The following is a 23,198-nucleotide window of genomic DNA, read 5'->3' on the forward strand; positions in this document are numbered from 1 at the left end:
AAAATTTATATTTTTCATATATATGAAATGGGTATAAGCCGCTTTCTTTAACTAACTTGTTCAAAGTTTCTTGTAATATTGTTCAACCATTTGTATTGACGATAACGGATATAAGTAACAGGAAGCTTAACGACCTCATCTAAGCAAATTACGATATACAGCACGATGGGAGGTACGTGGTAAACAAAAGCACACAAGTAGCTGAGTGGTAATATTATGCCCCACATCACAACCGTATCGCACCAAAATCCAAATTTAGAATCGCCGCCAGCTGTAAATATACCCGCAATGATCGTGGCATTCATCGACTTGGCAATACAATAAAAAGCACTGATATACAGCATGCCATCCAAGTAATTTAGTGCAGCAGTGTTCAAGCTCACGACAGAGAAAACCAGTGGTTTTAGCAGCAAAATCGTGAATCCTGCAATAACTCCAAAAATCAGAGCGTACTGGCTCATCCGTTTACCCGCATGTTTCGCTTTCTCAATTTCTCCCTGCCCTAAATATTTTCCAATTAGTACAGATCCGCCGCTGGCAATGCCTCCACATAGTACAACAGCAAGGTTCTTGACCACGGATGCCACGGAATTCGCTGCCACCATATCAGAGCTTACATGGCCGATAATTGCGGCTGTCGCAGTTAAAGCTATGCCCCAAACAATATAATTGCCTTGGACAGGCAAAGTGTATTTCCAGAAATCCTTTAACAAATGACGCTGATTGCCTTTAGATGTAGGAAGTCGGAAGCGAATCGGTCCTCTGGTAACGGAATGTACAATACAGCAGGCAAGTTCAATGAAACGAGCTAAACCCGTTGAAAGGGCAACCGATGCAACCGCGAGCTCCGGCTTCGTCGGAAAGAGAACAAAGATGCAGATTGCATTGAACAATATGTTCAAAATTAAGCATATAGAGCTAATCGAAGCACTCAGTCGTGCATTTTCCATGCTTCTGATTACGGTGAGATACATTTGCGAAAGACCCATTGCAATATACAAGAACGAAAGCATTTTTAAGAACCTTGAACCATACTCTATCAATTCGTTATCCTTTGTAAAAAGTCGCATTAGCGTCTCCGGAACAAAAAACGTAACAGAAAAAAATATAACAGAGATAAATAACGAGAACATGCAGGCAATACTGAGCACGCGCTGTATCGTTTCTAAATCTTTCTTGCCCCAATACTGCGCAGTAAGAATACCTGCTCCCGTAGACATTCCCATGTAAAACAAGGTCAATGCAAAGGTAGTTTGGCCTGCGAGCGATACAGCCGACATCGCAGTTTGACTAATCATGCCCACCATGACCACATCTATTGAAATGACCAAAGCTGAGATCAGATTTTGCAATGCAATGGGAATCACGAGCATCATAAGCTCCCGATTAAAATCACGGTTCATGGGAGATGTTAGTTGCATACGATTTCTCACCTTATTTTATCCCCTCTCCTTCCTGTTCAATTGAATGATATCAATATAGAACAAAATTATTGTCCAATCTATTAAAATTGACTATATTATTATAAGAATCGTATATAGATCAAAGGAGAGTTCCGTTTGACTAAAAATTTAGAAGTGTTTTCGGATTTATCGGAACGCTTGGATTATAATCTTCCTGATTTACCTCTTTATATTCGAAAAGGAAGTCTGCATCAATTTAATAATTATGCTGCTGCAGCTCATTGGCATTTAGATGTAGAGTTCATTTATGTGCTAAAAGGATCCATGGATTTTTCTGTTAACGGACATATTACTCGCATAGAGCAAGGGAATGGAATTTTCGTGAATAGCCGCCGATTACATTTTGGTTTCTCCCAAGATCATATCGATTGTTTATTCATTGTTGTTGTCATTCACCCCGCCCTTCTTGGCGAAGGTGCATCCCCGCTTCAAACCTATTGGGACGAAAAATTCAATCAACTAACGGACGACTTTATATTGCTTACAAACCAAGTTGCATGGCAACAGAGCATATTGCTGTCTCTTCAAGCGATCTATGATGAAATGCACGATAGCAATTCCCCAAATCCGCTTCGTCTCACTTCACAGGCTTTATCTTTATGTGCTTTAACCGGAGATCACCTGCAACCGAAGGTAGGGCAATCTGAAGACATACAATTGTGGACAAATGTTCAGAAGATGACCAATTTCATCCGACAACACTATGATCAAAAAATAACGCTTGAAGATATATCATCGGCGGGTACTGTTTGCAGGAGTCGCTGCTGCACATTGTTTAATAAGTATGTAGGTCAAACCCCTAACACGTATCTCACTAGATATCGAATTCAGAAAAGTTGTGAAATGCTGACAGAAACAAAACGATCCATAAGTGAAATTGCACTGGCTTGCGGTTTCCAAAGCGGCAGTTACTTCACATCTATTTTCCGAAAACAACTGGGTTTAGTTCCACAAGATTATCGAAAACAGACAAAAAGTAAAAATATGTCTTACGGAGATTAACCACGAAAAAATACAATTCAACCGATGGATATTGTCAGCTCATCAGCTCGTCCGAGATAAGGATTGCCTTCATGCTTTACTCTTTTAAAAAACAAATTTCGTTCCCGCCTTCATAAATAAACCGATAAGGCCACCGAAGTGATATGCTCCCCGTCACGGAATCCTATTTTTCTTGCTAATTTCATTTATCAGTTGATATGGAGTTATTTAATAATTGAGCAGATTATAGTTGTGGGAAACCGCATAGAATATTACCCTTACCTTTTACATATTGTTATGGCTTCTAGTTCAGAGTGGTATTATTTCAAATACAGTAAAAAGTAAGCCAACGGGTAACTATTGTTGAACAAATAAGGAGATGAAACTGGTTCTATACTGGAATTTACAAAGGCAGTTGTTCAAGCACTGGACTTATTGTTAAAGCAACATGGACGGGAAGGTTACAAAGAAAAATGGATTAATTATGACTTCCCTATGGATAACTACTTGAAGCTAAAAGGTTTCACATCGAATAAGGGTTACGCTAACCGGTAACGATAGTTGAAGACTAAAAGGGCTGCCACGTGGCAGCCCTTCGTCGTTACGCTAACGGGCAGTTTTGTATACTAAATTTGTGAGCGAGTTGGGGAGGGGATTAGTGGATGGATATTGAATGTATTACCAAATAACTTGTAAAGAGGTGTTGTGGATGCAAGTTGAAAAGATTATTTTACACTCTGAGTGGGGCAGGGATATTTCTCACAAACACATAAAAAATGATAACCCCTCAGTTGCTGTGTTTTTCCCTGGGCAGAATTACTCATGTGAATTACCTCTTTTATACTATACGGGCAGATCCGCATATGATGCGGGCCATGATCTATTAATGCTTGAATATGGCTACCAATCTGCGAGAACCGCTTTCGAAGAAGCTAAAGTTGATCAGTTGATTCATGAATGCTACACCTCAATAAACCAGATAATTAATGATTATAATGATGTCGTATTTGTCAGCAAAAGTCTTGGAACGTACATAGCTGGTAAGACAGCTGAATTATTTAAAGAAAGATCGATAAGACACATGTTCTTAACACCTATAAGATCAACAATCCCGATAATTGAGAAATTTGGTGGATTAGTTGTAAGCGGCACAAAAGATCCAGTTTTTCATGAGGATGATATTGAACATATCGAAGGATTTCCAAATACAGAAGTCCTTAGAATAAAAGATGCAAATCACATATTAGAGGTAAGCGATTTGCATCAGTCTTTAAAGATATTGAAAAACTTAGTGGAGGTATCTAGTGGGTTTTTCAATCATAAATAGTGCACAAGATAGTCATTAAGCTAACGAGTAACGTTAGCTGAATAAACCGCCCTACGTAGGGCAGTTTTCTTTAAGTTGAAAATTAACATTAGGATTTAACATAACCATAGCCTTCTATAAAGACATCTACCCATTAGCAAAGACTTATTTCCTTGTCTAAAGCTTTATTTTCACCGTCTAACACTAATTTTCTTACTACACACTAGTCGCGAATAACTTCATTGTATACATCACTTTTAATATAAAAAAGCCTGCATTTCGAAGAATGCAGGCTTTTTGGGGAGGAGTGTGACATTTTTATATTAAAATTTCACACATTCCACTCCAACCCTAACTCCCTACTCCACCGTAACACTCTTAGCCAAATTCCGTGGTTTATCCACGTCATGCTCAAGAGCTAACGAAGCATAATAAGAAATCAGTTGTAGCGGGATAACCGATAGCGCTGGTGACAAAATCGGAAGTGTCTTTGGAATCGCGAACAGCTCGTCGACAGATTTCGCAACTTCTTCCTCTGCCCCTTGGTTCGCTATGCCTATAACGTGAGCGCCGCGCGCTTTTACTTCTTTAATGTTGCTAAGTGTTTTCTCGTACAGCTCTTCTTGTGTAACAAGAGCAATAACCGGAATCCCTTCCTCTATGAGAGCCAAGGTACCGTGCTTGAGCTCACCAGCTGCATAAGCCTCGGAGTGAATATACGAGATCTCCTTCAGCTTCAGCGAGCCTTCTTGCGCTACGGCATAGTCAACGCCGCGGCCGATGAAGAACAAGTGTTTGTGATGCGAGAACGACTCTGCAACTTGTTTAAGCACATACGCTTGCTCAAGGATGCGCTCAACCTGAGTTGGAAGCTGATGCATAGCCTCAAGAACTTCTGCGATGTAAGAAGCTTCTTTGGTCTCAAGCGTACCTGCCATGTGTAGACCAAGCAGATAAAAAGCAATCAATTGCGAGCTGTATGCTTTTGTCGAAGCAACCGCAATTTCAAGACCTGCCCATGTAATAAGCACATGATCCGCTTCGCGGGCAACCGAGCTGCCTACTACGTTCGTGATCGCAAGCACGCGAGCGCCATTGCGCTGTGCTTCACGTAGAGCTGCAAGTGTATCAGCCGTTTCACCAGATTGACTTACAACGATAACCAGCGTATCCGGAGTAATGATCGGAGAGCGGTAACGGTACTCGGATGCCACATCTGTCTCAACCGGAATGCGAGCAAGCGACTCAATGACCGTTTTGCCGACAAGACCTGCGTGATATGCCGTTCCACATGCTACGATGTGTACTTTGCGGATCGATTTAATATATTCAGCTGTCATACCCAGCTCTTTTAAGTCGACAGATTTACCGTCTTCTGAAATGCGGCTCATCATAGTATCACGGTAAGCTTTTGGCTGTTCGTGAATTTCTTTCAGCATGAAGTGATCAAATCCAGCTTTCTCTGCCGTTACTAGATCCCAATCGACATGAAATATTTCCTTGGAAATACTTTCGCCTTCAGTCGTCATTACTTCGACAGCATCGCGTGTCAGGATTGCCATTTCGCCGTCGTTCAAAATATAAACGTTGCGCGTATGCTCCAAAATAGCCGGAATATCCGAGCCAATGAAGTTTTCGCCTTCACCTACACCGATAACAAGCGGGCTTGCATAACGAACCGCAACCAGGCGATCCGGTTCAAACTCAGTCAAAACACCAAGCGCGAACGCTCCACGCATACGTTTAACCGCACGCTGTACAGCTTCCACGATGTTGCCGTTATATTCATCAGCAATCAAATGGGAAATGACTTCCGTATCTGTCTCCGATACAAAAACATGCCCTTTTGTCACTAATTCTTCCTTAAGATTCAAGTAGTTCTCAATAATTCCGTTATGAACAACCGAAAATTTAGCCGTGTTGTCCGTATGCGGATGCGAGTTCACATCAGATGGTTTACCATGAGTAGCCCAGCGTGTATGACCAATGCCAATAGAACCTTCGAGCGGTACTTCACGCAGCAAGCCTTCAAGATTCGCGAGACGTCCTTTGGACTTTGTAATTTCGAGCCCGTTTTTCGTGAAGACAGCGATACCAGCGGAATCATAACCCCGGTACTCCAGCTTCTTCAATCCTTCGAGCAAAATGTCCTGCGAGTCGCGTTTACCAATATATCCTACAATTCCACACATAATTTAATAGGCCTCCGATAGGTTATTTTCCCGTCCTTATCGGATGCCGCCAATGCGTGGCACAGGCACTATGAAGTTGTCACAAAATAATCCGAATGATTGCGGAAAATGTAACCCCTCTGCCCATGCCCACCCTGCTGGTGGCATCTTGGACATACGGGAGTAATATTATAATCGAAGCCTGCCGCACGATTGTATGACCGGTCGCCCGGCCGTTTTACGTAACGGCTTTCGGTTGGCTTGTAATACCGGAAGGTCCCCGCCGAATGTTTCGAACACCTTCACCTCGTCAGCTTCCCGTATGAATACCCGCTTCAAGCTGATCTATCTTAGCTCTACCACCGATCATTCATCACGCAAGCTCTGGCGCTTATGTTGCTTAAATAACCTCTATCCTCGCTTTCCTTCTTGAATCACACTACCTATCATATTCATTTTCCAGCCGCTGTGCAACCTTTCACGGAAAATATACTCGTCCATTTTCCAAAATAATGCTAAAAAAGCCCGCCGGCTACAAGAACCGACAGGCCTTCGACACCATTATTCTCTATGATTAACCTAGTTCACTTTTAACGACATTTGCAATTTGATCAACGTAAGCCTCGACCTGTTCCTTCTCTGGCCCTTCAGCCATAACGCGAATCAAAGATTCCGTACCCGATGGACGAACAAGCACACGGCCGTTGTCGCCAAGCTCTAGCTCTACACGTTTCACCGCTTCTTCTATCGCTGCATTGCCTTGATACAAGCTCTTGTCCGCTACGCGTACGTTAACAAGCTTTTGCGGGTATTTACGCATAAGGCCTTTAAGTTCGCTTAGCTTCTTGCCGGAGGCTGCAATCGTATCAACGAGCTGAAGCGCAGTAAGAATACCGTCGCCAGTCGTAATATGGTCAAGGAAAATAACATGGCCGGATTGCTCGCCGCCTAGATTGAAGCCGCCGCGACGCATTTCTTCCATGACGTAACGATCGCCAACTGCCGTTTGCGCTGTCTTCAAGCCAATGCGCTCTGCTCCCTTGAAAAAGCCGATATTGGCCATAACCGTCGTTACAATGGTATCCTCTTTCAGCTTGCCTTCACGCTTCATCGCATCGCCAATAATACAAAGAATAAAGTCGCCGTCTACTTCTTCGCCATTTTCATCAATTGCAATTAAACGGTCAGCGTCCCCGTCAAAAGAAAGCCCAAGGTCTGCGCCATGCGCCAGTACCTGCTCACGCAAATATTCTGGATGCGTCGAACCAACGCCAGCATTAATATTCAAACCATCCGGCTCAGCGCCTACTGTTATAATGTCCGCTCCAAGCTCGCGGAATACCGAAGGAGCCAGCTCATAAGCGGAACCGTTCGCGCAGTCCAGCACGATTTTCAAACCTTTGAATTCGCCTTTAATCGTTGTTTTCAAATAATCCAAATAACGCTGCTTAGCGCCTTTATCGCTTGATACCGCTCCGATATCTCCGCCCTCAGGCCGCGGCAATTCATCTGTAAGAGCATCAATTAATTGTTCGATTTCGAGTTCGGTATCATCCGACAATTTAAAACCGTCGCCAGCAAAAAATTTAATGCCGTTATCCTCTACAGGATTGTGTGATGCGGAAATCATAACGCCAGCGTCAGCGTTAAGCTCACGCGTAATATAGGCAACTGCCGGTGTGGATACGACGCCAAGACGCACGACGCTTGCACCAATCGACAAAAGACCCGCAATCAGTGCAGATTCCAGCATAGGGCCGGAAATCCGTGTATCAAGGCCAATAACCACCTTCGGCTTTTGTGCCTTATGTGTTAGAACATAGCCGCCGCAGCGACCGATTTTGTATGCTAGCTCAGGTGTAAGCTCACGATTGGCTACGCCACGAACACCGTCTGTACCGAAATATTTCCCCATGTTTAAAAAGCTCCTTTGTAATATATTGCTTTCGTTGTTATATACTTATTCCGCTCTGATGATTATGGATTCGTAGTTGAACCGCCTGCTGCGTTTCCGCCACCATTGCCAGTCTCCTCACTGGTGTCTGGAGGCGGTGTCGTAGCAGGGGGAGGAGACTCCTCTGTCGGAGTGCCTCCGACCTCCTCGGAGTTGTCTCCGCCTGATCCTGATCCTGGTACGGAGTTGTCCGTTATTTCTATCGTTACCGTTAAAGTTTGCCCATCAGCCAGTACGGTCTGAATATACGCAGGCACATCGACCTGAAGCGTTACGACATGCGTGCCTACACCTAGACCTTCTACATTGGCAATAATGCTAATATCCGATGCCTTAAGCGTAGACAACACCGGATCTGCTCCGCTGACGGTTAAATCAAACTTACCGTTTGCCGGCGTCCGTATAACCGCTGACAGCCCGTTTGCGATACCTTCTATAGCTACATCTAGTCCTGTAAGTGTTCTATTCTTAACGGGAGCTACAACGACATTGAGCTCCACCTCTGCTGGATCAATTGCCTTTATTCCATCAATCAATTCCGTCTTCACACGAATGGTTCCTGTTTGCTTCACCTTCGAGAGATCAAGCACGACCCCATCGTAAACCTGCAGCTCGTCTAACTGCTTTTGCTCGCCGTATACGGTCACCTTGTCAATTGCCGGCTTCACCGATACTAAGCTCAGTCCCTCAGGCAGAGTGCCCGTATAGCGCACCTGTAGAGGCAGTACCTTAAGCGGAGGCGTTACCTTGACCTCGACATGCAGCGTTTCTGGTGAAACAATCGCATTTGTCATTTCAATACCGTCTACATCGTATACAATTACTTTTGCTTTTTTGTTAACAACCGTTTTATCTGCACCCTCAATATTGATCTCCGTCGTAACAGCACCGATTCTGCTCATATCATCCTTAGGCAGTGTAACCTGTACACCTGTTGTCGGTGCTACAATCGTCGATGCTCCAACAATATAACCGTCTGCCGGCTTGCCTTCCACAATGACTTGCGGCTCAAAAGGCTTCGTTACAATTTCTTCGATCTGAACCGTAACGGTGCGCGGCGACATCTCCACAAGCGTAATCCCTTTAGGCAGTTTTACCGTCAAAGGCAATTCCTGTATACCGGGTTTTACTCCCTTCAAGTCCACTTGAACCTTATAATCATCTTTCGAAGAAGCATTGAACAAAACAGTTAACCTGCCCTGCACGTCAAGCCGCACGACGGTAGGTTCCATCGCCGTAAGCACGTACTTATCTGTATCTAGGCCATCTGCCGTAATAACCGATGCTTCGATCGTTTTGGTATCAATATTTGATGTCGCCGTCTGCGGTGAGGTGTCCGGATCAATATGTACAATAGCCCAGAGCAGCAATCCGACTATGACGGATATTACTTTGAGAGAGGTGGGGTGACTTAACCATTTATCCATCACTGCCTCCTTTCCGCTTCCAAAGAGACGATATGGTTACACGTTCCTTCGTACGACCTGTCGTCTTCGGAGTCAGCTCATCAAAGAGCTTCGAAATCAGCGATTCCTCGTTAATATCTCGTACGATCATACCTCCTAGAGACAATGACACTTGCCCCGTTTCTTCCGAGACGGTTACGGACACTGCATCCGTTACTTCACTTACTCCAATAGCGGCACGGTGGCGAGTTCCAAGCTCCTTGCTTATAAAAGGATTTTCCGATAGAGGCAAGTAGCAGCCCGCCGCCATAATCTGATTAGCGCGTATAATGACAGCTCCATCATGCAGCGGTGTATTCGGTGTAAAGATGTTAATCAGCAGCTCCGATGTAATTTTCGATTCCATACGGATGCCCGATTCAATCAATTCACTGAGGCCTGTGCTCCGCTCAAATACGATTAACGCCCCGATTTTTCGTTCTGCCATAAAACGGACAGCTTTAATTACGCCGTCAATTTGTTCATTGACGACATCCCGATCAAGCGAAAATGACCGCGCAAACAGCTTTCCACGACCAAGCTGCTCAAGCACGCGTCTCAGCTCAGGCTGAAAAATAATCAGCACGCTCACAATTCCGAAGGTGAACATCTGGTTCATTAACCATTTCAACGTATACAAATTGAACCATGTACTTAGTCCCCATACAGCGACGAGTACGACGATCCCTTTTAAAAGTTGAACTGCCCTTGTTCCGCGCACAAGCAAAATCATTTTATAAATAATATAACTAACTATACCAACGTCTATAATATCCTTTAAATAGTCATGCCATGTTAAATCTGAGAAATAACTCATATGCCAACCCCCAACAGCCGATCCCCTTATTATTGTCTAATTATCGGTTTTCAACTTTATTATTTTCTATATATGGGATTGGAAATCCTTTTTTTCAAAAAAAAATTAAAAAACGCCCCCCTGCAACAGGGAGGCAGCTTGCTTTAGCGAGCGTTACCGCCAAAAGTTTGCGTTACTTTGTACCAGAACCAATCAAGCGCTTGATCAATCGTTCTGCTCTGACCCGCGATATGGCCGGTTGAAGCCAGGTTCAAGGTTCCGTCAATGACGGTTACGTTGCCGTCCACCTCGCCCTTAACATCGGCTATTCCATTTTCTACGGTCAAATTACCCGTTAAATGAGCACCCTCTGGCACAATAACTGTATTTCCTTCTATAATGACCTGCTGAAGATCCTCGCCTGCAACAATCAGCTTGGTATCCTCTTCCCACATCGTGAAGAAGCTGCCTAACATAACGAGTACAAACACAGCAGCTGCTGTTACTCCGGGGTACCGATAAATAAAACGTACGATGCGGTTTCTCTGCTTGCTCTGTTTCTTCGGCAGTTGCTGCATAATTCGTTCATTTAAAAGCTCGGATGCCTTCTTGTCATAATCCGCGGCAGGCTTAATCGCTTCTAAAGTCTGGAACACCGCGGCGTCCGTCTTCTGGAGCTGTTCAAACCGGCTGCGACAAGCGGGACAGGAAAGCAAATGAGATTTTAACGTAACGATATCTTCACGCGGCAGCTCGCCGTCCAAATAATCATGCATCCATACGATAGCGACGTTGCAATTCATAGCAGCCAGTCCTTTCTTTCAGTTGCTCGCGCATTAAGTTCTTATCTCGCTATTAGGATACGTTACTAGCAAGAAGGATGTTTCACTTTTTTTCGTAATCGCGTAAGTAATCCTTTGCAGGTAAGGAATTAGCTTGAATTTCTCCCAAAAAGAAGCCTATGTCTGCGCTAGACATGGCTTTCCTTTGGAGGATTGTATCATTATTTGTAATTATAACTTATGCTCAAGCTTCTTCCGAAGAAATTCCCTGCCGCGGTGAACCCGCGTTTTGATCGTCGTGACAGGCATGTCCAGCACATCGCCAATTTCCTGCAACGACAGGTCCTGCATATATCTAAGCGTCATCACGCTCTTATATTTCGGTGGCAGTGAAGCAATAGCCGCATGTATAATGCGCTGTGTGTCCGAGAGAAGCAGCTCTGATTCTGGCGTCCGATTATCGCTCGGTATCATGGAGTAGCCATCCAGCCCCTCGTGATCCGATGACTCCGCATCCAGCGAATAGGTCGGCTTGCGTTTGCGCAGTCGATCAATACATAAGTTCGTAGCAATTCTATATATCCAAGTTGAAAATTTTAACGTTTCATCATATCTATCCAGGTTTTTGTAAACGCGAAGGAACGTATCCTGTACAACATCCTCCGCTTCCTGGCGGCTGTTTAACATTCGATAAGCCATATGAAAGAGCTTGTCTTGATAGAGGTCTACAAGCTCAGCAAAAGCCTGCTGATCGCCTTTAAGCGATAACTTCGCCAGGCGTGCTTCCAATACAATCACCTAAACTCCTCCAAACCTTCCATTCGATCGACTGATCGCCTTGCTCTATTTTATAAATATATAATGTCCGCATCCATACACCCTAGAAAAATCGTAATGCACATGGGCTGAAAAAGCAAGACAATTGAGAAAGATACTTCCAATATGAGCATCGACCCTAATTAGTCGTAATGTTCATAGTCATGAGCAGCAATGTACTTACATCAGGTTCAGGTTTCATTGCCGTTTGCTCCAAAAAATACTAACCGTTCTAATAATTATATAGGTTTGACGTTCAGTCAGCAATCGACCTGAGGCTAGTTGTTTTTTCGACTTTCGGCTAGGAACGCTAAAATAAAGCAAAAAAGGTCTAGGAAACGTAATGTTCCCAGACCTTCAATGTTCATGCGCTTTATATTTATTAAAGTGTATTTGTTTTCAATTGCTCGAGCACCTTTGTAATCGTCGTCGTAGGAATCGCAAAGCCAATGCCTTGTGCCTCAGCGTTCACAGCCGTGTTTATACCGATAACCTCTCCCTTCTCGTTGAGAAGCGGTCCTCCAGAGTTCCCTGGATTAATAGAGGCATCCGTTTGCAGCAAATGCTCGTAATTATGGTTCCCTTGCTCATCTGCAATCGTAATTGGGCGCTCTTTCGCGCTTAACACGCCCATAGTCAACGTTTGATCGAAGCCATATGGATTGCCGATCGCCATCACCCAGTCACCGATTCGCGTTTGGTCAGAGCTTCCCAGTTTAAGAGACGGGAATGCTTTGCCGTTAGGCTCTTCCACCTTAAGCACAGCCAAGTCTAGATCATAACTCGAACCAAGCACCTTTGCTGTTAGAGGCTCGTCATAACCTTGAACCGTTACTTTAACCTCCTTTGCACCCGCAATTACATGCTCGTTCGTCAGAATATAACCATCCGATTCGAAGAAAAAGCCTGTACCAGAGCCTACTAACTCAAGATTTGAACTGCTTGGCTGTTGTTCTTGAGATTCTTGCTGCTGCCCGTTGCTACCCGACCCGCCATTTCCAAAAAACTGTTGAAAGCGTGGATCGTCGAACATGGAGTTCGAACGTGCTGGCTCCCCATAATTTTCGATCTTCACAACCGCGGGGCTCGCAGCTTTATAGACGGAAGCGATATCTTCACTTGAGCTTAGCGATGCTGTAGACAAGCCAGCATCCTGCTGTCCTGAATTGCTAACAACGCTGGAGCCCGAGTTTTGAACGGTTTGTTCCCCTCCGCTGAACAGATTGTTTTTATCTGCCATGTAGGAGAAACCGCCAATGACGAGAGCGCCAATCAAGAACGATGCAAGCAGTGTTTTTGCCGAGCTGCCGCCCGCACGCTTTGAACGTTTTTTACCGCCTGGTGCTGACCCTGACCCGCTTCCGTTCTCATCCTGTCCCAGCCCAAGCTCCCTCTCATATGAAGCTCTAAGCTCATTTGTTGATTTGTTGGATTCATAAATATAAGTAGTGACAGGAGTCCGGTTCGTTTCATTCGATGTATGGTTCGACGTGTAAGTATCACCGCTCGTTTCTGAGCGTTTGTTTTCCTCGTTCATCTCTATCATCCTCTCAATAGTAGGTGTCTGTTTCCTATGTACCTATCATGCAGGATGTACCTTAAACAAAACTTAAGTGGACTATAAAAGAACATAAGAAAAATAGAGTTCTGTTGCAGTTTGTTTTTCTAGCTTCTCACAACAAGGCCTTCAGCTGCTTTCAACGAAAAAAAGCCAACCACAGTAAATACCATGGTTGGCTTTGTAGCTATTCTATATTCGCCTAAGCGATTAGTTTGAACAGTTAGCCTGTATTCCGAAGTCCTGCGGCAATGCCGTTGATCGTCAGAAGCACTTCGCGAAGCAGCTCTGGATCATCTTCTTCGTTATCACGCAGTGCACGAAGCTCAGTTAACAGCTGCACTTGCATGTAGCTAAGCGGATCGACGTACGGATTACGAAGACGAATCGACTCTTGGATAACAGGAACATTATCCAAAATTTCCGTTTGGCCTGTGATGCTAAGAATAAGCTCAGATGTAAGCTTATATTCTTCTTCGATTTGCTCAAAAATACGATCGCGGATCGTTTTGTCCTTAATCATATCTGCGTATTCCTTCGCAATAAGCAAATCTGCTTTGGCAAGAGCCATTTGAAGATTGTCAATTAGCGAGCGGAAGAACGGGAACTTCTCGTACATCGTACGAAGCGTGTTCAACTTTTCCTCGTCGTCGCCAGTATATTGCTTCATTGCAGTACCAGCGGCATACCATGCCGGCAGCAAGTAGCGGCTTTGCGTCCATGCGAACACCCAAGGAATGGCGCGTAAATCCTCGAAACGATCGCTATTTTTCCGTTTGGAAGGACGTGAACCGATGTTCAGCTCGCCAACCTCAGGAAGCGGTGTCGACTCCTTGAAGTACGTCAAGAAATCTGGATCGCGGAAAATAAGATCCTGATACTTCTCGAGTGCCGTCTCGGAAATCGAACGTGCAATTTCTTCCCACTCTGCTTCTGCTTGCGGTGCTTGTTCTGGGTATTTCGCCAGACGAGCAGCCGTAATCAGCGCCCAAGTTGCTTGCTCCAAGCTGCGGTATGCAATACCTTGCATCGAATAACGCGAGGATAGAACCTCACCTTGCTCGGTAATTTTGATGCCGCCGCCGACCGTATGTGGCGGTTGTGCAAGGATACTGCGGTTAAGCGGCATGCCGCCGCGGCCAAGCGCTCCGCCACGGCCGTGGAAGAACTTCAGCTTAACGTCGTACTCTTTGCCGGCTGCTGTAATTTCATTAAGTGCTACGCGCAGCTCCCAGTTCGCTGTAACAACTCCGCCGTCTTTGTTGCTATCGGAATAACCAAGCATAATTTCATGCAGGTTGCCGCGAGCTTCCACCGCTTGACGGTAGATCGGCATTTCGAATAGCTGCTTCATAATAGCTGGTGCTGCATGCAGGTCATCAATCGTTTCAAATAGCGGTACCGATTGCAGTGTACAACGAATCGTGCCGTCCGCTTCCTTGCGGAACAGGCCAACTTCCTTCGCAAACACCATAACCTCAAGCATGTCGCTTGCCGCTTCCGTCATACTAATCAGATAACTTGAAATACAATTGATGCCAAACTCTTGCTGCGCCCGATAAATCGTATGGTATACATTCAAGCATTCACGCGTGGACTCCGTGTAATCTAGATGCCCCGAAGTAAGCGGACGCGGATCATTCAGGAGACGGTGAAGTAGGTCTGTTTTTTCTTCTTCAGGAAGTGCCGCATAATCTGCTGCTACATTCATTTTCGCCAAAATTTCTGCCATCGCATTTTCATGCTCTTGGCTATGCTGACGAACATCAAGTGCCATAAGGTGGAAACCAAACAGCTCCACTTGACGTACTAACTTAGCAAGTGCTGTATCTGCTACATAATCAGCGTAGTGATGACGCAAGCTGCGATCGATAACGAGCAAGTCCTCGCGAAGCTCTTCCGGGTGGTTGTAACGCATTTGCGAACCCTTAAGCGATTCATCGCGTGTATTAGCCAGCTTTTCTAACATAAAGCCAAGCTTAATACGGTAAGGCTCCTTCGTATTTCTCCAAAGATCGACGCACTTAAGCTCAACATGCTCGCGATCCGATCGAATCGAATCGATAAGCTCAGCTGATACCTCGACAAGGTTTGTGCTGAAGCTGAGAAGATCCATAAGCTCGCCTAGTTTTTCTTCGTACTTGCGAATAGCCAGCTGACGGTGCAGCGTTAGCGTTTCCCAAGTTACCTGAGCTTTCACCGATGGGTTACCATCGCGATCGCCGCCGATCCAAGAGCCGAAGCGCAAGTAATCCGGCACATGCCATTTCTCATCTGGATAGTACTTGCTTAGGCAGCGTTCAAGCTCTTCATAAACATTAGGAAGCACTTCGAACAATGTCTCATCAAAATAGTACAAGCCGTTACGAACTTCATCGATAACGGTTGGTTTGCGGTCACGAAGCTCGTCTGTTTGCCACAAAATAAGAACCTCATTCATGAGCTTCTCACGCAGCTTCTCGCGCTCGCGATAGGTTAGTGTTGGGTTATCCAGCTCCATCACATCTACAGCAATCCGTTTATGAATATCAAGCACCGCGCGGCGAGTTGCCTCGGTCGGGTGTGCAGTCATTACTAGCTCCAGCGAAATATTGCTCAAAATATCTCTAACTTCCTCGATTGCAATGTCGCGTTCCTTCAGATCTTGAACCGCGCTCTCAATGGAGCCGCGTTGGACCGCTTCGCCAGCAGAAACCTCGTAATCACGTTTCCGTCTAATCCGATGATTTTGCTCTGCAATGTTGACAAGCTGAAAATAAATAGCAAACGCTCTAATCACTTGATGACGTATTTCCGGGTTAAGCGATGATACATTTTCTTTAAATTGATCAAATAATTCCGGTACAAATTCAGCGCGAAGAGATTTACTTTGTTCACGAATCCGTTCTACGATTTCAAGCAGCTCGCGGCCGCCTTGATGAACAAGAACTTCACCGAGAATGTTGCCTAGAAACCGGACATCGCGTCGCAGCAAATTGTTAGCCTGCTGCCGATTTGTGGTCAAAGTAGATGCAGATTGATCCGACATACTGTTCCTCCTAAATTTTTGCGAAGCAACGATCGCTTCGTAAGCATTTACTTGTTTTCCGAAGCAGCAATCGCTTCGAAAGCTTGCTTGTACAACATGAACGTTTTTTTGACTTCTACCATCATACTACAAAAACCTACAGGGTTGAAGCCCTGAAGCCAATCCTAACAAAAACAGATTCACTCCACCGGAGTATATAACCCGCTCCTTTTTGCTGCTTATGTTTCCGTTAAATAATAACTGCGAAAGACAACCCGCTTCAGTTAAGTTAACGATGCTTAATAAATTAGCGAAAGGACTGGTTCAATCCCATAAATAAGACCTCTTATGAAAAAGACCGCAGCACCTCTCTCTGAAGGGCGCTGCGGTCTTGCTCAAGTCGAATTATGCCATTAATTGAATTAATTTCGCCAGCATTTTTGCTGCTTCCTCACGGGTAGCCAAATCCTTCGGTGCAAAATAGCTGCCTGCCTTATTTGCATAGATCTTGCCGTTAATGATTCCCGCCTGCTGCACTGCAGCTGCTGCTTCCTTCGCAAATGCACCAATAGATGATGCATCTTCAAACGCTATAGCATTTGTCTGCACGGGCAAATCAAAGTTCATGACTTCAACGAACCTTGCAATCATAGCAACCATTTGCTCACGGCTAATATTGGCTTTAGGATTGAAGCTGCCATCTCCAGCGCCTCCGACAATTCCTTTTTCAGCCGCCCATGCTACCGCCCCTGCAAAGTAATCGGATGACTTCACGTCCGTAAAGCTTGATGACGTGTAATCGTCCAGTTGAGCGCCGGCAATTCTTGCAAGGATGAGTGTGAAATCAGCCCTTGACATGTTAGCCTTTGGAGCAAACTTTTGATTGCCCAAGCCGCCGATTATATCTCTGGAAGATAAGTAAAGGATAGAATCCTTCGCAAAGCTTGATGCAGTGTCCAAAAATGCCACATGATTGTAGCCAACTCCGTAAGTAGAGAAATGGCTGACCGTAAACTGTAATTGACCTGTCGACTTATCGTACACGCTGTTATGTACAATGCTAAGTTTGCCGTCATTTGCAATATAGTAGATGACTACTGCTTGGCTGTCTTCGTTTGCTTGAAGCGAATAAGGAATGCTAACCCGTGCTGTACCGCCCTTCAGATCGGTAATCGCTGTTTTTCCGCCGATCACATCAAACTCATACACAGGATGGCTGCCGATCGTTTCCTTAATCGCACTAGAAAGCTTAGATACATCCGCTTTGTTGACCGCTATGGAAAGCTCGCCATTCCCTGAGGCTGCCGCCAATGTTCCAATAGCCTTAGCATCAAAGGATACGATTCCTAGTCCTGCATTAACATCCAGCGACTTCAATCCCTTAGCTGCAAGCTTAGCGATAGCTTTTTCCTCAAACTTGATAGCCGTTGACTTGGTGTCTGTGTTAGCCGCCATTTTAAACTCAATGGATGCAGGCTTGCCGTTTGATGCTTTATCTAATGCAGCTATTGCTGCATCCAATTGATTTACCGTTACCGTTGCTGTTGTCTTACCGCTGTTATCCGTTTCAGCTTTAAGTGTGCTTACTGCTTTTACGGTCTCACCATTTACGATCGTCACTCCAGCATCTTCAGGTTTTGTAGAAGGTGCAGGCGTCGGCGATGGATTCGGTGTTGGCGATGGAGTTACGATGTTAACTGAAGTAACCGTGATACTCGTCTCAGCGAGACCATATCCGTCAGCACTCGCTGCTGAAATGACCGCTGTTCCGGCTTTTAACGCTGTGACATTTCCATTTGAATCTATGGTTGCCACAGCTGTATTAGAAGAAGTCCATATCGCAGCAGCAGAGCTTCCGCCTACAGGCTGGACGGTTGCAACCAGCTTCGATGCAGCATCTCCAACTTTTAAGGAAAGGGAAGCTTTATCCATCGTTACTTTCGTTACATTCAGCTGATATACGCCTACCTTGCCGCCTACCTCGAAAGCAACCAAGAGTAAAGGCATTCCAGTTGGGCTAATGTTAGCCGGAATAAACTCCAAGCCTTCTGGGCCAGTATCTGTATCTAAGTTGTCCTTGCCTTGACTGTCTTTGAACACGCGAGTATTTGTATAATTAGCGAATGTCGCATGCGCAGGATCTGTTACATCATAGGTCATGAAACCACCGATGCGCTCAAGACCAACGAATGCCAAAACCTTATTGCCAACCTTCCCCGTTTTAATATCTTCCGGTTCTGGTCCCTTCTTGCCGCTTCGATCGTCAATGGCTGTCTTACTGTTGCTTGTGTTAAAGAATGCTGGCAAGCGACTGCCCGTTATCGTTTCAAAATCGTTGCCGCTGTCATAGACCTGCTCCATCGAGTTCGCATTCCAGATAGAGAAAGAACGTCCGCCGTACATGTAAATGCCGTCATTGCCCATATCGCTTGCGACTTCAATACCATCATAAGCAGTCTTGCCATTTAGGAAAATCGCTGCCGCTGAAGTCGGATCAAGCTTTCCTTTTAATGCACCTATCGTGCTGCCGTTTGTAAGGTTCGGCCATTCTGTTACATCGCCTTCATTAGCTGTAAAAAGGTACGTTTGACCGTTAATCGTATGAGATGCGATGCCATCAGGCATGTACATCCCTTTAAAAGGTACATTTTCCAGCTTAATCGCACCGTCTTTTAGAACGTCGAGAGAATTACGCGGATCATTATAATCCTTTAATCCGAGTGCTTTTACAGCCGTCACTTTGTTCGTTTCGATATCAATAATCGCAATTGCATTATTCTCTTGCAATGACACATAGGCTGTCTTGTTATCATCCGAAAGAGTGATATACTCAGGCTCCAGATCATACACAGCGTCTGCTTTTGTTCCTCTCGATTTAATTTTCCCATCTGCCGCATCTACTTTGCCGCGAATATGAACACCATCCTCGATAACGGACGGATCATCGAAGAGTACATGTGTAACGTTGTTGTTTACTGTGTTGACGATCGTTACGCTTCCTTTAGGATCATCTGCACCATTGCGCGGCTCCGCCTCATCTGCAGTAAGGATATACTTTCCATCCGCTGTTGACTTAATCATATCTGGTTGTACACCAGCAGCATAGGCTGTGATTAAATTACCATCATAATCAAGTACGATGATTTTACCTGGCTTGAGTGGATTTGCCTCTTGTACTGCGACAGAAACACGCTTAGTCGTCGTATTAATATCTACACTAGTTAAATCACCGTATACAAAACCTTCAACCTCAGCCATCGGCTTAACAAGTATCGTTTTTTCTTTACTTAGCGTTTCGTTCCCGCTTCCCAGACTGACAATATCTAGGCTTGGCGGATCACCGGAGCCATTAACCAAATAAAATTTGCCATTGTCTTTGTTGAATTTCACGATCTCGGCAACGCCGCCATCTTTATTGAATTGGCCTACTGAATATTGTCCGATTTTTGAAATATTGAACGTATCTTTAATCTCAGCGGACACTGGCTTTATGAGCATATTTGCAGTTGCGCTCGCTACAGCCAATCTAACTTCGCTGCCAAAAACTCCAATGGTTCCCGTAGCCTGTGCATTGTCCCCAACTTCAACCTTCGGAAACGCTCCATTCACATAAAGCAACATTTCGTTATCAAGCTTAATCGTATTAGCCGTTTTGTCCACGGCAGTTACATTGCCTGTAGTTGTCACTCTCCTGCCGTACATATCAGCTGTTACTGAACTAAGCTTATCTACGTTCAGCATAGACTTATCGAACGTATCTTCCGCCACTAAGCTAAAAATTTTATTGTTCAGCCTTGTTACCTGTAAGTTGCCTTTTACCCGCACTTCGCCGTCATGAAGACCGGCCGTCCCAGAAACGCGTACCTCTGCGCCTATCGGGATGGACGGGTCCATGCCTTCAACAGCAATTGCGCCCGTGAACGATTGTACATAACGCACTGCGTTTGCTTGGCTGTTATCCGATTTAACGGACGGTGTTGTAACCAAACCTTCGACCGTTACCGCTTTGTCTGCTGTATTCTTCTGGAGTGAGCCGATAAGCTTCACAAAATCAGGAATGACATCAACGGTTCCCTCTGTTTTCCCACCTCGCGTAGGCGATGGATCCACTACTGCAAAATCAGCAGCATTGTTGTTGGAATCTTGGAAGTTAATGCGGCGCTCGCCTTTAACAGCCGCTGGCAGTGAAGCCCCATTCCCTACGGATGTTCCTTCATGCAGGGTAGTTTGAACCGCACCGAAGCCTACCGCATCAACAACTGCCGAAGTGGCGTACACTCCTTGAAATAATTCCACCGTGCCATCCACATCAGACATGCCGATGGATTGCTCTTTCGTGCTTGCATATGCATCAGCTAGGTAAGGATCTCCGTAATTTTTGTCGCTCGTATTGCCCCATGTTGCTTCAAGGCGAACGAGGTAATAATCATGAGGAGCAATGACCGCACCTTCTTCAAAATCATAGCCTTGTACCGTTGTAGCACCTTTATTGCTGTATCTTAAATGATATCCTGCAAGTGATATTGGCGAAGCAGTAGGATTGTAGAGCTCTACAAAATCATACAGGTATGGAGATGCTGCTGGCGGAGTATCTTTATTAATTTTCCCGCCGCCGCCATATACTTCATTAATGAGAACATGAGTTGCTGGAGCTATACTGGATTGAATGGTAAACGCAAACGACTTAACTATGCTAACTGGCGTACCTGCCGTGCTGTCAGTCGCTGTAATCGTCACATTAGTATTTGCTACCGCCTTAGTCGGTGTCCCCGTTAAAGCACCATTTGGCGCAAGACTAAGCCCTTCTGGTAAACCAGTTGCTGTAAAAGTATATGGCGTGTTTCCACCAGTAGCCTGAATAACTGCGGAATATGGAGATCCAACAAAGCCATCAGCAAGAGATGCTGTAGTAATGACTAGCGGCTGGACAATACCCGGCCCCCATGCGCCGTCAGCACCGCTGCGGGGTATTGCTTCTAGTAATGCATCGCCGGTAGCTACCTCATAATCGACTTGTTTGAAATCCGCTTTATTATTGTCTGTATCTACGAAGTTGCTGCGGCGAATGGACTTTTTCTTCGATGTGCCTTCTGCTGAGCCCGTAGGGAATGCAGTCTCATAACCGTCGATATTACTATCCTTATCGTTGCTTCCTGTACCGACCATATCTACATAGCCGTCTGGCTTAGTGTCAAAAGGATTAGGATCAGTCAGTAAAGTTTGATTGCTCATAAGAGCAACCTTCATCCCTTTATTGTTAATGAAACGCTCCCAAGTAAGATCACTTTTGGCAGAGAGATTTACTTTAGGATTTGCAGCACCTGTAGAAGCTCCTGTTATAAGAAAAGAAGAATGCGCTTTAATCGTTCCGGTCAAATTTAGCATTTCCCAAGCCTTAGTAGCACCTGTCGTTACACCTGGGAGCGGTTCCGCATATTGCAGCGACCAACCAGCAAGATTGACATCACTATCCGTCGGATTATAAAGCTCAATAAAACCGTGAGACAACAGCGTGGTCGTATCTGTGCTCAAGCCGCCGCCATATACTTGATTAATAACAACATGCGGGATCGCTACATTATAGGCACTGTCTACTGCGTAAGGCGTCCCAGACAATGGCAAACCAGCAGCCATGACAGGTCCGCCTGCCAGCACCATGCTGGCCGTAATTTCCGTAGCTAATAATAATGATATTAACCTTTTACTATAGATCTTCAAGTTTCACTCACTCCCATATCTATTATGTTAACTAGAATTGTAGAGAGTTTTTATTTCATAATGATTAATGTTCCATGAAGCTTTTGTAAAGCGCTTGGGGTTTGGTGGGGGTTGGTTATTGGTGGAGTGTTTGGTTATTGGCAACGTGTATGGTTCTAGATAAAGCGTTTGGGGCAAACAAAATAACCCGCTGGGAGCTTCCAGACGGGTTATTTGATTGATATGTTTATTTATGTTTACACATATAATATTTTCGGCTCAACATTGGAATCTGCTGTTATGTATTCATGTTTAACCTTTAACCCTAACGGACATGAAATTCGCTATTTTGAGGATTTAAGCTCGTTACGTAAATCTAACGGACATAGGATACGTTAATAGCTCGAAAAGTAGCTAAATTAAGCATCCTGAAACTAAATAAGAGATCCTATGTCCGTTAGTCTATAAAAGGACGGAATTTCGGCAAATAAGGTATCTCATGTCCGTTAATTCTACATAAGGTTGGAATCGCCGCTTATTAGGCATCTGGTTTCTGTATTGATGCATTTATTTATGTTTGCACAAATAATATTTTCCGCTCAACATAGGAGTCTGCTCTTGTGATGTTCATGTTCAGTACTAACGGACATGAAATCCGCTATTTCGAGAATTCAAGCTCATTACGTGGATCTAACGGACATAGGATGCGTTAATAGCTCGAAAAGTAGCCTAATCAAGCATTCTGAAGCTAAATAAGAGATCCTATGTCCGTTAGTTCTCTAAAAGGATGGAATTTCGGCAAATAAGGTATCTCATGTCCGTTACAGCTCTTACTTGGAAGTTTTAATTGTAGAGAACCCTCACAATTAGCTAAGAATACTTGCGCCTGTACCAATTCATCAAAACCCCACTTTATACCTTCAACTTCCGCTTTAGGTACTTGCCGCTAATATATGATAGTTCACTTTCTTAAGCATTTTAAATAAATTACTTTGCTGCATAAATAACGCTTCTAAGCCGCGCCATTCGAAATTTTTAATCATAACTTGATATTTCAAGAATAGATTTAAATGTTTTTATGTTCACTGTCTTTGAAACTTAGACTAATGCTTTGCGTAGAAATATTTGTAAATAAAGAAAGAATGAGGTCATTACGAATAAAAAAACAATCCCTATATGCCCCAACCATTCTTGTGGCTCTGTTTTTTCTTAGCATGTATGA

At 44.6% G+C, this 23,198-nt stretch carries 12 protein-coding genes; 2 read left to right on the forward strand and 10 right to left on the reverse strand.

What is annotated here, in order from left to right:
- Positions 1-47: 47 nt before the first annotated feature.
- Positions 48-1,433, reverse strand: a complete 1,386-nt coding sequence (locus AB4Z50_RS31455) for an MATE family efflux transporter (protein ID WP_441885556.1) — start codon at positions 1,431-1,433, stop codon at positions 48-50.
- A gap of 126 nt (positions 1,434-1,559) precedes the next feature.
- Here AB4Z50_RS31455 and AB4Z50_RS31460 point away from each other — a divergent pair, with 126 nt between their 5' ends.
- Positions 1,560-2,465 (forward strand): helix-turn-helix domain-containing protein, encoded by a 906-nt coding sequence (locus tag AB4Z50_RS31460; protein WP_441885558.1) that lies wholly within the window; start codon positions 1,560-1,562, stop codon positions 2,463-2,465.
- Between the two features lie 688 nt (positions 2,466-3,153).
- The gene (locus tag AB4Z50_RS31465; protein WP_441885560.1) at positions 3,154-3,771 is read left to right on the forward strand and encodes an alpha/beta hydrolase; all 618 of its coding nucleotides are present in this window, start codon (positions 3,154-3,156) and stop codon (positions 3,769-3,771) included.
- A gap of 338 nt (positions 3,772-4,109) precedes the next feature.
- Here AB4Z50_RS31465 and glmS read toward each other — a convergent pair whose 3' ends face one another.
- The 9 genes from glmS to AB4Z50_RS31510 all read right to left on the reverse strand — a co-directional run bounded on the left by glmS (position 4,110) and on the right by AB4Z50_RS31510 (position 21,997).
- Positions 4,110-5,942, reverse strand: a complete 1,833-nt coding sequence (glmS, locus tag AB4Z50_RS31470; RefSeq protein ID WP_441885562.1) for a glutamine--fructose-6-phosphate transaminase (isomerizing) — start codon at positions 5,940-5,942, stop codon at positions 4,110-4,112.
- 553 nt (positions 5,943-6,495) lie between these two features.
- Positions 6,496-7,836, reverse strand: coding sequence for a phosphoglucosamine mutase (glmM, locus tag AB4Z50_RS31475; protein WP_076271680.1), 1,341 nt, complete (start codon positions 7,834-7,836; stop codon positions 6,496-6,498).
- 62 nt (positions 7,837-7,898) lie between these two features.
- Complete coding sequence (locus AB4Z50_RS31480; protein WP_339205258.1) at positions 7,899-9,302, reverse strand: CdaR family protein; 1,404 nt, start codon at positions 9,300-9,302, stop codon at positions 7,899-7,901.
- Positions 9,295-10,137, reverse strand: a complete 843-nt coding sequence (gene cdaA / locus AB4Z50_RS31485; protein ID WP_076271682.1) for a diadenylate cyclase CdaA — start codon at positions 10,135-10,137, stop codon at positions 9,295-9,297. The genes AB4Z50_RS31480 and cdaA overlap by 8 nt, the downstream gene beginning before the upstream one ends.
- Before the next feature lie 143 nt (positions 10,138-10,280).
- Positions 10,281-10,919 carry a zf-HC2 domain-containing protein gene (locus AB4Z50_RS31490; protein ID WP_076271683.1) on the reverse strand — a complete coding sequence of 213 codons (639 nt, stop codon included), beginning with the start codon at positions 10,917-10,919 and terminating at the stop codon, positions 10,281-10,283.
- Positions 10,920-11,129: 210 nt separating this feature from the next.
- Positions 11,130-11,696, reverse strand: a complete 567-nt coding sequence (gene sigW, locus AB4Z50_RS31495) for an RNA polymerase sigma factor SigW (protein WP_054025284.1) — start codon at positions 11,694-11,696, stop codon at positions 11,130-11,132.
- Between the two features lie 400 nt (positions 11,697-12,096).
- Positions 12,097-13,251: a S1C family serine protease gene (locus AB4Z50_RS31500; protein ID WP_441885566.1), complete on the reverse strand. Its 1,155-nt coding sequence runs from the start codon at positions 13,249-13,251 to the stop codon at positions 12,097-12,099.
- A 244-nt stretch (positions 13,252-13,495) separates the two neighbouring features.
- Complete coding sequence (gene ppc, locus AB4Z50_RS31505; RefSeq protein WP_441885568.1) at positions 13,496-16,300, reverse strand: phosphoenolpyruvate carboxylase; 2,805 nt, start codon at positions 16,298-16,300, stop codon at positions 13,496-13,498.
- Between the two features lie 384 nt (positions 16,301-16,684).
- Positions 16,685-21,997, reverse strand: a complete 5,313-nt coding sequence (locus AB4Z50_RS31510) for a choice-of-anchor I family protein (RefSeq protein ID WP_441885570.1) — start codon at positions 21,995-21,997, stop codon at positions 16,685-16,687.
- Positions 21,998-23,198 lie beyond the last annotated feature (1,201 nt).

The sequence above is a fragment of the Paenibacillus sp. 2TAB26 genome (assembly GCF_052115145.1).
In the GTDB taxonomy this organism is placed as follows: domain Bacteria; phylum Bacillota; class Bacilli; order Paenibacillales; family Paenibacillaceae; genus Pristimantibacillus.